This window comes from Psychrobacter sp. NG27, from assembly GCF_016106655.1.
GTDB lineage: Bacteria > Pseudomonadota > Gammaproteobacteria > Pseudomonadales > Moraxellaceae > Psychrobacter.
This window is the reverse complement of record NZ_JADGIN010000004.1, coordinates 289,674-303,583: the sequence shown is the minus strand read 5'-3', so window position 1 is coordinate 303,583 and position 13,910 is coordinate 289,674. Positions and strand designations below refer to the sequence as shown.

At 45.5% G+C, this 13,910-nt stretch carries 12 protein-coding genes; 8 read left to right on the top strand and 4 right to left on the bottom strand.

What is annotated here, in order from left to right:
- Positions 1-70 precede the first annotated feature (70 nt).
- From IP485_RS08970 to ampD, 4 genes are all read right to left on the bottom strand, one after another.
- Positions 71-682: a hypothetical protein gene (locus tag IP485_RS08970; protein ID WP_198326932.1), complete on the bottom strand. Its 612-nt coding sequence runs from the start codon at positions 680-682 to the stop codon at positions 71-73.
- A gap of 124 nt (positions 683-806) precedes the next feature.
- Complete coding sequence (gene murJ / locus IP485_RS08965; protein ID WP_198326931.1) at positions 807-2,357, bottom strand: murein biosynthesis integral membrane protein MurJ; 1,551 nt, start codon at positions 2,355-2,357, stop codon at positions 807-809.
- Between the two features lie 168 nt (positions 2,358-2,525).
- Complete coding sequence (locus tag IP485_RS08960; protein WP_198326930.1) at positions 2,526-3,044, bottom strand: hypothetical protein; 519 nt, start codon at positions 3,042-3,044, stop codon at positions 2,526-2,528.
- A 36-nt stretch (positions 3,045-3,080) separates the two neighbouring features.
- Positions 3,081-3,701 (bottom strand): 1,6-anhydro-N-acetylmuramyl-L-alanine amidase AmpD, encoded by a 621-nt coding sequence (gene ampD / locus IP485_RS08955; protein ID WP_227686491.1) that lies wholly within the window; start codon positions 3,699-3,701, stop codon positions 3,081-3,083.
- Between the two features lie 173 nt (positions 3,702-3,874).
- On the opposite strand from ampD, the gene IP485_RS08950 reads away from it, so the two are divergent.
- The 8 genes from IP485_RS08950 to IP485_RS08915 all read left to right on the top strand — a co-directional run bounded on the left by IP485_RS08950 (position 3,875) and on the right by IP485_RS08915 (position 13,877).
- Positions 3,875-6,064, top strand: a complete 2,190-nt coding sequence (locus IP485_RS08950; protein ID WP_227686490.1) for a DUF4105 domain-containing protein — start codon at positions 3,875-3,877, stop codon at positions 6,062-6,064.
- 66 nt (positions 6,065-6,130) lie between these two features.
- Complete coding sequence (locus tag IP485_RS08945; RefSeq protein ID WP_198326929.1) at positions 6,131-6,994, top strand: SDR family oxidoreductase; 864 nt, start codon at positions 6,131-6,133, stop codon at positions 6,992-6,994.
- A gap of 102 nt (positions 6,995-7,096) precedes the next feature.
- Positions 7,097-8,119, top strand: a complete 1,023-nt coding sequence (locus IP485_RS08940) for a hypothetical protein (RefSeq protein WP_198326928.1) — start codon at positions 7,097-7,099, stop codon at positions 8,117-8,119.
- Positions 8,120-8,196: 77 nt separating this feature from the next.
- On the top strand, positions 8,197-8,901 hold the full coding sequence (gene pyrE / locus IP485_RS08935; protein WP_198326927.1) for an orotate phosphoribosyltransferase: 705 nt from the start codon (positions 8,197-8,199) through the stop codon (positions 8,899-8,901).
- A gap of 69 nt (positions 8,902-8,970) precedes the next feature.
- Positions 8,971-9,933, top strand: coding sequence for a glutathione synthase (gshB, locus tag IP485_RS08930; RefSeq protein WP_198326926.1), 963 nt, complete (start codon positions 8,971-8,973; stop codon positions 9,931-9,933).
- 291 nt (positions 9,934-10,224) lie between these two features.
- Positions 10,225-11,310, top strand: coding sequence for an undecaprenyldiphospho-muramoylpentapeptide beta-N-acetylglucosaminyltransferase (gene murG, locus IP485_RS08925; protein ID WP_198326925.1), 1,086 nt, complete (start codon positions 10,225-10,227; stop codon positions 11,308-11,310).
- Between the two features lie 84 nt (positions 11,311-11,394).
- Positions 11,395-12,834 carry a UDP-N-acetylmuramate--L-alanine ligase gene (gene murC, locus IP485_RS08920; protein ID WP_197176346.1) on the top strand — a complete coding sequence of 480 codons (1,440 nt, stop codon included), beginning with the start codon at positions 11,395-11,397 and terminating at the stop codon, positions 12,832-12,834.
- 116 nt (positions 12,835-12,950) lie between these two features.
- Entirely contained in the window at positions 12,951-13,877 is a 927-nt protein-coding gene (locus IP485_RS08915; protein WP_197176618.1) for a D-alanine--D-alanine ligase, read from the top strand.
- Positions 13,878-13,910 lie beyond the last annotated feature (33 nt).

The following is a 13,910-nucleotide window of genomic DNA, read 5'->3' as shown; positions in this document are numbered from 1 at the left end:
CCAAGACATCTTAAACTAAGAACTCTTAATCTAAGAAGTGTTAGCCTAAGAAACTTCTACCTAACAAGCCTTAACCCAGAATCTTCCATTGACCTTTTATTTTCTGTAGCTGGTAGGTCAATGGTGCAGGTTCACTCTGTCCTTTGAGCATCAACTCGCCGGTAATGGTGGCACGGGTTTTGTCATCATTATAGGTGGTATCGGTAATAGTAACGCCTTCGACAGTCTGCTGAAATGCCGACTGAGTGTTGGCAAGCTCTTTTTCAAAATTTGCCATATCTACTTGATAGTAAGCTACCGCGTCTTTTACATCGCCGTAATACAAACTGTTTAGAGCTTGTTTTACCGTATCCTCTGGCGTGCCAGCTTGCGTTGGATTGGTCACTAGGCTCTTTTGTTTGGTCGCAGGGGTCACTGGGTTGATGTTATCACTATCAATCGTTGTCTTATCTTCAGCACCGTCTGTGACTTCGCCTGTTTCGCTACTACTATCAGTGGTCTCTTCTTGATCGGCCATATCATTGTTTAATGTGACGTCTTCTGAGGTATTTTCACTATCGGCAGTAGATTGAGTGTCCGCAGATTCATTATTGCTGCAACCGCTAAGCAGTAGTCCGGTACTTAGGATACCCGTTGCTAGCAGAAGTGGTAGGCGCTGTAAAATTGGCTGCTTCGTTGTCATATCAAACCTCAAATTTCATGTATTCATTAGTGGTTCATTATGACAACTATCAGGGGCGAGCATTGTCAATTCTCATAACAGGCTTGTTTTGGTTTCGTAAGCCTATATCTGCCGGTATTTCAGTCTATCCATGCTTGAGCTGGCGAGGACGGAATCCTGTCGCGAGTAATACCACACCATACACAATGGCGCCTACGGCACACATGATAACGAGTGCGATGATACGTTGCCACTGGGCATCATCGGTAGGGAAATAAGGTAGCATGGCATAAAGTATGCCTATCATTGAGCCAGTTGCTATCGCAAATTGTATGAACAGTTTTTTCCAATGAGTGTCAAAACGGAAGATATCGCGCTTGTGCAAGAAGTAATATAACAAACCTGCATTGACGAAAGATGCCCCTGTCGTTGCCAACGCCAAACCACCGTGTAGCGGTATCTCTAAGAAATAAAATATACCAATAAATATCAAACTAAAGACCATATTGGCAATGACGGAGATAATACCAATTTTTACGGGTGTTCTCATGTCTTGACGGGCAAAGAAAGCGGGCGCAAAAATCTTAATGAGCATGAACCCTAGGATACCACCTGCCATACTGCGTAGTGCCAGCGAGCTCATCTGTGCATCACGTAAGGTAAACTCACCACGTAAAAACAGCGCTTGCATCAGTACATCGGCCAATACAAATAGCGCGGCTGAGGCAGGGACACCCACCAAAATAATCAGACGTGCCGCCCAGTCAATGGTCTTTCTAAAACTGACATCGTCTTTTTGCGCATCACTTTTTGATAGACTCGGTAAGATAACTGTACCAATCGCCACACCAATCAGACCCAATGGCAGCTCGCTCATACGTTCGGCCGCATAGAGCCAAGACACCGAACCGCCAATCATCAATGAGGCAAATATCGTATTCAACAATAAATTAATCTGCGTGACAGAGACACCAAAAATAGCAGGGAGCATGAGCTTTAAAATACGACGAACGCCTTCGTGCTGAAAGTCAATTTTGGGCGCGACCAACAGTTTTTGTTGCCATAGCTGCGGCAGTTGTATCAAAAACTGTAGTAGACCTGCGATAGCAACCGCATAGCCAAGCGCCATGATAGGGGTGTCAAACATCGGTGCAAATATCAGCGCCCCACCGATCATACATAGGTTTAATAATACTGGCGCAAAGGCAGGTGCCGCAAACCGACCATAGCTTTGCAGAATGCCACTGGCAAAAGCGGTCATGGAAATGAACAGCAAATAGGGAAAGGTCAGGCGTAGCAGCTCAGCGGTAATGGCAAACTTGTCAGGCTGATCGGCAAATCCAGGGGCAAATAGCGTGACCACCCAAGGCGCGATTAAAATGACAACCACCGTCAGCATCGACAAAACCAGTAATAGTGCGCCTGAAGTACGGCTGACTAGAATTTGCACTTGCTGTAAGCTGTATTTTTCTTTGTACTCTGACAGTACCGGAACGAATGCTTGGCTAAAAGCCCCTTCGGCAAATAGTCGTCGCAAAAAGTTTGGGATTTTGAAGGCGACCAAAAAGGCATCCATCAACCCACCGGCCCCAAAAACCCCTAACAATACAACATCACGTACCAGACCTAAAATACGCGACAACATGGTCATACTGCTGACGACCATGGTTGAACGAAATAACCGACTTTTTGCCATGAGAACCTATCTTGCTGAGTAATATACTGAGTTGTTTAATGAATGGTTGGCGTAAAAAAACTGACGAATTATAGCACTTTCACCATCGAGATAAATGGATTGGGTGTGGAATATGAGATATTGAAAACTTAGACTTCGCATCCTGATTTTGACTTAGAGTTAAATTGGCTAAATATTTTTATAAATTCCGTTTAGTATCTTAAATAATTCAGCACGCTCATCAATCATGGATTCTCTATATCTGACTGCATCATCGGCATCGAAACGAATATCTGTAGAATCTACTCTCTTTTTAAAAGCTATGACTGTTTCACCATATGATCTCAATGAGATTGAGGCTGCTTCATAGCCAAATAGTAACAACAATGATTCTGCTTCGGTCAACTTACTAAAGCAGTTGAATATATCGCGTTGCGCATCTAACAATGCTTGAGGTTTAAGGGCAGAGCTATCTAACAACAAGCGACGTCGCCAGTCAGTAGCAAATGCCCAATACTTTAAGGTTATGTGATTGAAAGACTCTACTTTTTCTGCGACTTCTTTTAGCATTTCAAACTCGCGCGTAACTTTGGCTTTTTTTCGATCATTACGATGCTGAGTTGTAGACAGTACAAAAGCAATAATGCCTGTTATAAGCGCACCTAAACCAATCTTCACTGCTGAATCGACCACTTCAATCCAAGTCATAAATTCTCCAAACAGTAATTACTATTAGATGACTTCTTACTTTGAAAAATCCGAAATTTTTTCACGCAGCCTTGACCACTCAAAATAATCACCAGGGTCGGTCTTGCGTCCTGGTGCGATATCACTATGACCGGTCAAATGCCGCCGCGTTTTGGGATAGGCCACGTATATAGCAGCGACAACTTTTGCAAGTGTCTCATATTGAGGGGCGGTAAAGGACACAAAATCTGACCCTTCAAGTTCGATGCCAATGCTATAATCATTACACTCAGGCCGTCCCAAATAGCTTGACCGACCTGCATGCCATGCGCGCTCATTGAAATTGACAAACTGAGTGATAGTGCCATCACGCTCGATAAATAAATGTGCTGACACCTCTGCACCTTTGATGGTCTGAAAATACGGATGAGCATCCCAGTCTAGTTGATTGGTGAATAACGCTTTTACATAAGGTAGGCCATCAGCTCCGCATGCACCAAATTCATTCGGTGGTAGACTAATATTGTGAATGATAATCGCATCAATACTCACATGATTCGGTCGTATATTATAATTGGGTGAAGCAAGCCACGTGGCTGCTGAGAGTAAGCCGTCTTTGATAGTCATTGATGACATAGAGGACGATAGGGGCAACGAGCTTGATGAAGATGTGGGCATAGTGCTCTCTTTTTATGATAGCGGTGATACGAGTAATGATTATAGTAGTAGTGATAGAGACTCTATCAAAGTAGTTATATGATAATGCACTTTTTATAGTGTTTGATTTTTTGGTTCAGCAGACCTTGATAGCGCTGATAGCGTATGAATAATAACGTGCGAGATTTTACCTCATGTCTATGAAACCGACGTCTATATCTATAGGTGCTACCTTAGCAAAAATCGGCCCACGAGCACGTTTATCAGTGGCTGTTGCTGGATTGCTATTATCCGTACCCGTTCAGGCATTTTTACCAACGCCACTCGCAGTCATTGAGCCTGACACCTTGTCATCAGTTACATCTGCATCGCTTTCGGAATCACTGCCGTCTGAATCATCAATCGACCTATCACCTGCTGATTTTGATTCAGTTACGTTATCTGAGTCAAATAATAGTCATAGCACGGAACAACATACTCAAGATAACGTGGTATCGGCATCAGACGTGACTACAGAGCAGCTGCTATCGACATGGCGCAAGCAAGTAAAAACCGACAATCTAGCAGAGCATACAACATGGCGACGCTTATTATATTTTTACGATGATAAAAATAATGCATTTGGTAAAAAGAAAACAGAGAGTTTGGTCGATGATTCACGCTTCTTTTTGAGTGAGAACGGCCAGTACGATTCACATGCAGAGCTCAATTCTATGCTAGTAGCGCTCGCAAAAGAGCTGACACTACCGCCGACTACCAACAACCAACAGCTTGATGGCCACCCGAACAATAACGACTCTGTACTATGCCGTTTTCCAGCGCGCGTTGCATGGTTAACCCAGCAGTTAAACATCGGTGATGTAAGTCTATCAACTGAGTGCCCAAAGCTCGACGAATGGATGTCGACATTGGCACCTGAGCAGCTATCTATTATATTTGCTCAAGAGTATTTGGACAATCCGCTCTCCGCTTTTGCTCATACTCTGCTGCGTATCGATTCAAAAGAAAGTGTGGCTGATCCTAGCCAAATCCAGCACGCTCATGCACTTAATTATACGGTAGACGGCGATCCAGCCGATAGCTTTCCGATATACTCCGTCAAATCAATGATTGGTGCTTATGGCAGTCTTATTGAGATTGATCCTTATCCAGAAAAGCTGGCAAAATATCTACAAGATGATGAGCGTGATACGTGGACATATCGATTGAATCTGACTCCAAGTGAGGTGCAGCAGATTATGCGACATGTTTGGGAGACTAAGTCGCTCAAAATGCCGTATTACTTTACCACGGACAATTGTGCCTCTGAGATTCTACGACTTATCGATGTTGTCCGTCCGCAGCAAAGTCTATTAAGCAAACTACCTTATGCCGTCATCCCCTCTGATGTTATTCAGCTATTAAGCAGTAAAAACCTTTTGGCAAGTACTGCTTATACCCCTGCCGATAACACGTTGCGTCAAGCTCAACTAAATGAGATTAAGCAACAGCGTCAACAGTTGGGTTATCACAATAGCGCCAAGCAGACCGTTAGCGAGATAAAGTCTGCACAGCTCAATCCTGTATCTAGCCTGTCAGCCGATAGCCAGAGGTTACTTAAGCGTCAAATAATCGTATCGGATAATAATCCAACAGACAGGCACCCACTACAGCTAGGGACTATAGGTATAGGGCAGCGCGGTGATAATGACTATATAGATATTGGGGTAAGAGCAGGGTTTCATGATACGCTTGACCATTCTTCAGGGTATCCGCAGTTTTTCAACTTAGAAGGTTTGGCTGCGACCCTTCGTCTGTATGACACAGATGATAATAAGCCCAATCAACCAGACAGCGTAGTATTACAGAACCTCACTGTGATTCGTGGTCGCTCTTTCAACCCTGTCAACTCTGCCAAAAAAGGCAAAACGTGGGGCGCAAGTATCGAAGCGACGCGCGTCAATGACGGGTCGCAGAAAGACGGCACAGACCATTTGGTCGGTAGCGTAGGTTATGAGACGGGTTGGTCATGGACATTTGGTAACCCCAGTCAAGGTACAGGTGAGATGCCGCCACAACTGTGCTATACCTTTTTGGCAGGCACGGCGCAAGCAGGGCGCGGCATCAATAAAGGCTTTCGTGTCGGCGCAGGCGTGAATGCAGGTTGTCGTTATCAGATTAACAATCAGTTACGCGCACAGGCTGAATTGCAACTGCCATATTGGTATCATGGCAGCAGCGATGCGTCCAACGTCCGTGGTCACTATTGGCAACCGATATCGACCTTAGGCCTGCAATACGATATTGATAAAAAACAAGCATTACGTATCAATACCAACTATGAGTGGCAGGATCGCGTTGATAGCAATGAGGATGTACAGCTGTCCTATAGACGCTATTTTTAATCTCATCACTGGTAGATTTGGGTGTTTTTCGGCGCTGCAGTAACGGTATTAAAGGAAGAGTGATTTATGAGTATGCAAAATTTACTGATTATTGGCCAAGGGGATATTGGCCTGCCACTCACTAATAAGCTGGCCTCTGAAGGTTATGATGTGACGGGACTTGCTCGTAGTGAGCGCCATCAGTATGACTTAGTAAACGACGCTAACTTCTTACAAGCGGATGCGTTAACTTTGACAGCAGAGCAGCTGCAACTGTTTACTCATATTGCCATTATCGTCACCCCTGATGAGTATTCGACCGCAGGTTATCATGACAGTTATTTGGCGATTAATCAGCACTTGGCCACGCTCGCGCCAGTACTTGCCAATCTTGAGCGTATAATTTTTATCTCATCCACGGGTGTCTATGGGCAAGACAACGGAGAATGGATCGATGAAAATACTGCACCTGTGACACCTGCACGCGCTGCGTCAAAGGTCATATTACAAGCAGAACAAGCATTGCAACAAGGCTTTGGCAAAAAAGCGATTATTGTTCGTCCGAGCGGCATTTATGGGCGCGAACGTCTGATGCAGTTACGCAAAGCCCGCGCGCCACAAAAAGAACCAGTGGCAGCTAGCCATTGGAGTAATCGAATTATGGATCGTGACTTGGTGACGATTATTGCCAATGTTCTGACCAAAGAGACACCCAAGTCTCTTTATATTGCGACAGATTATAGACCGGTTACCACGCTTGAGCTTGGTGTTTGGCTCAGTGAGCAAGTAGGTGAAGTGCCACCCGCTATTGATGATAAAAAAACCCCAGTGACAGGAAAACGCTTACACAGCAATATTCCGTTAGCTTGGCTTGATTATGCTGATTGGCAAACGGGGTATCGCGATATTTTGGATTATCAGACTTTGAGTCATCAAAGTCCGGATCATTAAGCCGTGGCTTCTCAAGCTTCAAATCATTGACAGCAAGATGGCTGTTTGGTTTGATCGCTCTCATTCGTTTTATGTTTTATAGTAACCGCTTCTGGAGATTTCATGACTCAGCCTTCAACTTTTGATGACCACTTATCTAATACCAAGCAGGTAGTAGAAGGTGATGACAATGCGGAAGGTCAGGGCAGAGATAAGACTGAAAAATCCTCTGTCTTGCCCGTCAGTCAACAGCCTGCGATTGTACATCCTAATTTTGATCCAATGCAGTCACCCCTTGATCCTGCACGGTCATTGAGTGATATTCCAGAGCCTGCTCGGCGCTTAAATGGCCAATTACAGCGACTTTATGGTCACTCCTCGCGCTTTTATCAGCCTACTGAAGTCAGCTCGTCTAAATGGTCACTGATGGCATCGGATGCTTTGGGTGAGCACTTGTCACTTCTGAGCGCTGCACAGTTGATTGAATTACCCGATAGCTTTTATCAGACGCATAGTGAGCCGCCCTTACTGTCTCCTTTAGCGGATATGATATTGTTAGATATGTCGGACATTCAGCAGGCCATTCGTGCCTATCCACAACTGAGCCGTTATGGATTTGAGGCGATTGATCATCCAGCTGCTATCCTGCCTAACAATGATAAGGCTGCGCATAAAAGTACGAATGAATCGGCAGCGTCTTTGCAAGTATTGACCAAGCGTTATAATCCTGACGAACTACTCAGTAGTGTCTACGCTGATGACTGGCAAGTGACATTACAACCGCAGCAGTTTGAAACCGGTGAGGGCAGTTTGGCGACAGATATTCTGGCTTGTAGTGTGGCTGTCCATGCGCTAAAACAATGCAGCACTCGCAAAAGTATCAATCATAGTTATAGTGCCACCCAAATCTGTCAACATATCCGTAGTTATTTGCTCAGTCAGATTGTTCGTGAGCCTAGTCAGCGCCATGCCTATCGTCAAATGCGTATCTTTAGCGGCCACGTTATTGTGGCGGCGTATCATTTGGGCTGGCAAATTCAGCAGCGAGCTGATGGTCAGAGCTATTTTAACGTCTCATCACGCAGTGGTTTATTGACTCGCTATGCCAATATGCAAGAGTACGATATCAATGGCTGGTTGAGTTAATGATTGGTCAAGTGGATCAATAATACGTACAATAACGCAAATTTTCTGCCCCTCTTTTTGCCGATAGGAATGCCATCATGTCTCAAGTACAACGCGCTCAAGATTCATCATTTTCATCTCATCAGTTCATTCAACTGGCCTTAGACAATCAAGTGCTTAAATTTGGCGAATTCGTCCTAAAATCTGGTCGAATCAGTCCGTACTTTTTTAATGCAGGGCTGCTTGCGACAGGTGAAATGCTATCGTTGCTCGCGCGCGGTTATGCAGATGCCTTAGCTGAACAGATGGCAGCCGCAAATGATGGTGCTGATCAGCAAGAGCTGGTTATATTTGGTGCCGCTTATAAAGGTATTCCGTTTGTGGCAGCGACGGCGCAGGCGTTATGGCATCACCACGGTATCAATGCTCAATGGGGCTATAACCGCAAAGAAGCCAAAACCCATGGTGAAGGCGGCAATTTGGTCGGCGCTGATGTGAGTGGCAAGGCAGTGTGGGTGCTAGATGATGTCATTACCGCTGGTACAGCCATGCGTGAAGTGGTGGAGATTTTAGAGCAAGCAGGTGCCAGTGTGGCAGGTATTATCGTGGCGCTTGATCGCAAAGAAAAAGGCCAAGCAGAGCACTCTGCTATTCAAGAGCTTGCGTCGACATTACAAGTACCTGTACGTGCTTTAGTCGATATCGATGATTTGATCAGCTATTTGGCAGAGCAAGATAGCCAGTATAAAGATGCGACTCAGCTAGCCAAGATGCAGCATTACCGTGAACAATATGGCGTATAGTTACGCACTAAATTGTCATACCGCTTGAATCTGTTTTATATTAATAAAATAACATAAGTGAGCTTCATTATGAGCCAAGAAAAATCGTTAAAAATACTCGTTATCATGGACCCTATCGAGCGCGTCAATTATAAAAAAGACACTAGCCTTGCCATGATGTGGGCCGCTCAAGATCGTGGGCATCAGCTTGGCTATTGTCAGATTCATGACTTATGGTTAAACCGTGGTCAGTTGATGATTGATACTCAGCCGCTCACGGTTCAGCGTGATCCAGTAGATTTTTATACCTTGGGTGATAAAGTCACTGGTCCAGCCAGCGACTATGACGTGATTTTAATGCGTAAAGATCCTCCTTTTGATATGCGCTTTATTTATGCCACTTATATGCTTGACCATGCAAAGGCGGCAGGCGTACTAGTGGTCAATGACCCACAAGCGATCCGTGACTGTAATGAGAAGCTATTTGCGACATGGTTTAGCGAGTATATGAGCCCGACGATTGTCACCAGTAAACAGGCACATATCCGTCAGTTTATCGCTGAACAACAAGACGTAATCGTCAAGCCATTAGACGGTATGGGCGGTACGGGTATTTTTCGTTTGACTGCTGACAGCCCAAATATTGGGGTGACACTAGAAGTATTGACTGAGCTTGAGACTTTGCCAATCATGGCGCAGCGTTACTTACCAGAGATTAAAGAAGGCGATAAGCGTGTATTAATCGTTGATGGTGTCGTGGTAGATTATAGCTTGGCCCGCATTCCAACTAAAGGTGAGACCCGTGGTAATCTAGCAGCTGGCGGTAGCGGCGTCGCCATGGCATTGACTGATATTGAGCGTCAAGTAGCAGAAGTAGTGGCACCGATTGTCAAAGAAAAAGGCCTCATGTTCGTAGGTCTAGATTTAATCGGTGGCCGCATCACTGAGATCAACGTGACCAGTCCGACTTGTGTACGTGAGATTGATGATCAATGTGGTACAGATATCGCGACAGATTTTATCATCGCGATTGAGTCTAAGTTTTCGGCATAAAGATGGCTATGTTTGTCCGCATTTTGACGGGGTGAACCAGCTGTTTTAAGATATCGTTAACCATTGCACTGTTTTATGCACCATCAGTGCCGCACAAGACCAAGTCGTAACCAATTTGAGATCAAGTACGGCTTGGAAATTTGTGCCTTTCGCTGCATAAAGTACTGTATATAAGACAATGATTTACTCTATACTATGCGGACTTTTGCCGTGTCATTATTTTTCATCAGTGGCATCATAGCGGTACGATAAACCTTTCATACCAATAAAATAAAAGATAGGCAGGCGTTCATGAAAACACCGCATATATTGATGATGGCAGCTGGTACGGGCGGGCATGTTTTTCCAGCGCTTGCCGTGAGCGACGAGCTGACCCAACGCGGTGCGGTCATCCATTGGTTAGGAACGCCAAATGGTATGGAGAACGGTCTGGTTGAGCCGACTGGCTATTCTTTTCATGCTATTAATATGCAGGGGCTGCGCGGTAAAGGGGTAGGGCGATTATTGAAGCTGCCTGTGACTTTGCTATCAGCGACGATGGCTGCCGTAAAGGTGATTCGTAGCAATCAGATTGATGTGGTCGTCGGGTTCGGTGGCTATGTGTCGGCGCCTGGTGGTATCGCCGCCCGTCTGTCCAATACACCATTGATTATTCATGAACAAAACGCCATCGCTGGTATGAGCAACCGCTATTTGTCCAAGCTCTCTACCAAGACACTACAAGCATTTGAAAACACCTTTGCCAATAGCGCGCAAGATGCCAAGCTTGAGACCGTGGGTAATCCTGTGCGTAACGCTATCACTGGTGTTGCGGCGCCAACGGTGCGTTACGATGTGAATGATCGCTCACCGCTTAAACTGTTGGTAGTGGGCGGCTCACTTGGTGCTCAAGTGTTGAATGACACTGTGCCAAAAGCATTGGCCTTACTCGATCAGCCATTTGAAGTCATGCATCAGTGTGGCCGCAATAATGAGGCCGCGACCCAAGCGGCTTATGGCGAACAGACATTAGATAAGCATCAGTTCACCGTACAGCCGTTTATTAATGATATGGCGGCAGCTTATAATTGGGCAGATATCATCGTTTGCCGCGCAGGTGCATTGACGGTTACTGAAATTCAAAATGTCGGCATTGCTGCTATTTTTGTACCGCTACCGCATGCGGTTGATGACCATCAAACGGCTAATGCACGTACATTGACGTCACATGATGCCGCCATATTGTTACCGCAGTCAGAACTAACTGCCCAGCGATTAAGTGATGAGCTCAAGGTACTTGATCGAGAAAAGTGCCTAGCGATGGCTAAAAAAGGCCACGCCCTTGCCAACCGCAGTGCGAGTAAGCAAGTTGCTGATATTATTTGGCAGGCGCTGTAGTCTGTACTGTTACTACCGCTCGTTTTTATTCATCAAATTTTACTGTCTTTTAATTTTATTGACCTCTAATAAAGAGAAATTCTTATGCCTAATTCTGCAAAAGCTCTACCTAAGCGTTTAATTGAAATACCAGAGATGCGCCGTATTCAGCATTTGCATTTTGTTGGTATTGGCGGTTCAGGCATGTGCGGTATTGCGGAAGTGATGAACAATCAAGGCTATCAAGTCAGTGGTTCTGACATCGCAGAAAGTCTGGTGACTAAGCGTCTACAGCAGATTGGCATCGAAATATCGATCGGTCATGACTCTAAAAACATCGCCAATGCTGACGTTATCGTTGTATCCTCAGCGATTGATCGCAGCAACCCTGAAGTTAAAGCGGCGCTTGAAGCTCGCTTGCCAGTAGTACGCCGTGCGGATATGCTTGGTGAATTGATGCGCTATCGTCATGGTATTGCAGTTGCGGGCGCGCATGGCAAGACGACCACGACCAGTTTGCTCACCACGATGATGGCAGAAGGACAGCTAGATCCAACGTACGTGATCGGCGGTAAGCTAAATGCGTCGGGTAAAAACGCGGCACTCGGCAGCAGCCGTTTCTTGGTAGCAGAAGCCGATGAGTCTGATGCGTCTTTCTTGTCATTGCATCCGATGGCCGCGATTGTGACCAATATCGATCAAGACCATATGGAAACGTATGAGAATAGCTTTGATAAATTAAAAGCTGCCTACATTCAGTTTCTGCAAAATATGCCATTTTATGGTCTAGCAGTGGTATGCGGTGATGATCCAGAATTGTATGCAATGATTGATGATATCGGTCGCCCAGTCTTGACCTTTGGTCTTGAGCCTTTTAATGACGTACAAGCCATCGATTTGGTCACCGAAGGCACTAAAACCCACTTTACGGTATTGCGCCGTGACCGTGAGCCATTACGTCTGACATTGAACATTCCTGGTACGCATAATGTCTATAACGCACTTGCTGCTATTACGATGGCGACCGATGAAGGCGTAGATGATGCCGCGATTGTACGTGCCCTACAAAAATTTGAGGGCGTGGGTCGTCGTTTTGAGCAACATGCCTCGGTCGATATCGATGATGGCAACGTCTTATTGATTGACGATTATGGTCATCATCCAAAAGAAGTCGATGCGACCATCAAAGCTGCTCGTCAGAGCTTTCCAGATCGCCGCTTAGTAATGTTATTCCAGCCGCATCGTTATAGCCGTACCCGTGATTGCTACGATGATTTTGTCGAGGTGCTATCAAGTGTTGATGAGCTACTATTATTGGATGTGTATTCAGCAGGTGAGAGTCCAATTACAGGGGCTGATACCAAGTCGCTAGCACGCAGTATTCGTTTACGCGGTGAAGTGGAGCCGACCATCATTGACAAAGACAATCTTGCACCTGTCATGCAGCGTTTATTGAAAGCCAATGATATGTTGATTACCCAAGGTGCTGGTAATGTGGGACAGATTGCGGTCGATTTGGCTGCCAATAACCTTTATATTAAGTAAAATAACAATACTAAATGGGCTAAAGCTAAAACTCAGGGACTACCTTCATGACGACCAATAATAAAGACAATATAAGCACTCAGGACGCCGCTATTAGTGATGTATCTGTAGACACCATGACCACTCACACAAAGGATGCCAGTCAGTTTGGCAAAGTAGCGGTTATCTATGGCGGTACTAGCAATGAGCGTAGTGTCTCGCTAGACAGCGGCGCTGCTGTGTTGCAAGCGCTACAAAATCAAGGCGTTGATGCTACTCATTTTGACCCAAAGCACCAAGACATTACTGAGCTACGTGAGTATGATCGCGTGTTTAATGTCTTGCATGGTCGCGGCGGCGAAGATGGTTTATTACAAGGTGTGCTGCAGTGGTTTGATATCCCGCAAACAGGCTCAGGTATTTTGGCATCGGCGCTGGGTATGGATAAAGTACGCACCAAGCAGCTATGGCAAGGTTGCGGCTTGGCCACTGCACCATTTTCATTATTGACCGCTGAGACCGATTGGCAGCAAGTCGTGAATACGTTAGGATTGCCGCTGATTATTAAGCCCGTTCATGAAGGCTCAAGTATTGGTATGACCAAGGTCAATACGCTTGATGAATTGCCAGCAGCCTATGCTACTGCTGTAGAGTGCGGTGATGCAGTGATGGCTGAGCGCTGGATTACTGGCCGCGAATTTACGATTGTCATCATTGACGATGAAGCCTATCCTATCATTCGTCTTGAGCCTGCTGATATTACCAACTTCTATGATTTTGAGGCCAAGTATAATCGTAACGATACCAGCTACTATATCCCTTGTGGATTGAGTGCTGCTGAAGAGACGCATCTACAAGAATTGAGTCTTGCTGCATTCCGTGCCGTTGATGCAAAAGGCTGGGGACGTATCGATGCCATGCAAGATGAAGCAGGCAATTTTTGGTTGCTTGAAATCAATACCGTACCAGGTATGACCAGTCACAGTTTGGTACCGATGGCCGCAAAAGCGAAAGGCATGGACTTTGATTCATTGTGCTGGCACATACTAGCACAGACGTTGTAGCCCGCTGTTGAGACCATTTAATGTATCACTAGA

Coding starts and splice junctions, on each gene's coding strand:
- gshB (WP_198326926.1), top strand. CDS start 8,971: ATGAGCCAAGAAAAATCGTTAAAAATACTCGTTATCATGGACCCTATC.
- pyrE (WP_198326927.1), top strand. CDS start 8,197: ATGTCTCAAGTACAACGCGCTCAAGATTCATCATTTTCATCTCATCAG.
- IP485_RS08950 (WP_227686490.1), top strand. CDS start 3,875: ATGTCTATGAAACCGACGTCTATATCTATAGGTGCTACCTTAGCAAAA.
- IP485_RS08940 (WP_198326928.1), top strand. CDS start 7,097: ATGACTCAGCCTTCAACTTTTGATGACCACTTATCTAATACCAAGCAG.
- ampD (WP_227686491.1), bottom strand. CDS start 3,701: ATGCCCACATCTTCATCAAGCTCGTTGCCCCTATCGTCCTCTATGTCA.
- IP485_RS08970 (WP_198326932.1), bottom strand. CDS start 682: ATGACAACGAAGCAGCCAATTTTACAGCGCCTACCACTTCTGCTAGCA.
- murJ (WP_198326931.1), bottom strand. CDS start 2,357: ATGGCAAAAAGTCGGTTATTTCGTTCAACCATGGTCGTCAGCAGTATG.
- IP485_RS08915 (WP_197176618.1), top strand. CDS start 12,951: ATGACCACTCACACAAAGGATGCCAGTCAGTTTGGCAAAGTAGCGGTT.
- murG (WP_198326925.1), top strand. CDS start 10,225: ATGAAAACACCGCATATATTGATGATGGCAGCTGGTACGGGCGGGCAT.
- IP485_RS08960 (WP_198326930.1), bottom strand. CDS start 3,044: ATGACTTGGATTGAAGTGGTCGATTCAGCAGTGAAGATTGGTTTAGGT.
- murC (WP_197176346.1), top strand. CDS start 11,395: ATGCCTAATTCTGCAAAAGCTCTACCTAAGCGTTTAATTGAAATACCA.
- IP485_RS08945 (WP_198326929.1), top strand. CDS start 6,131: ATGAGTATGCAAAATTTACTGATTATTGGCCAAGGGGATATTGGCCTG.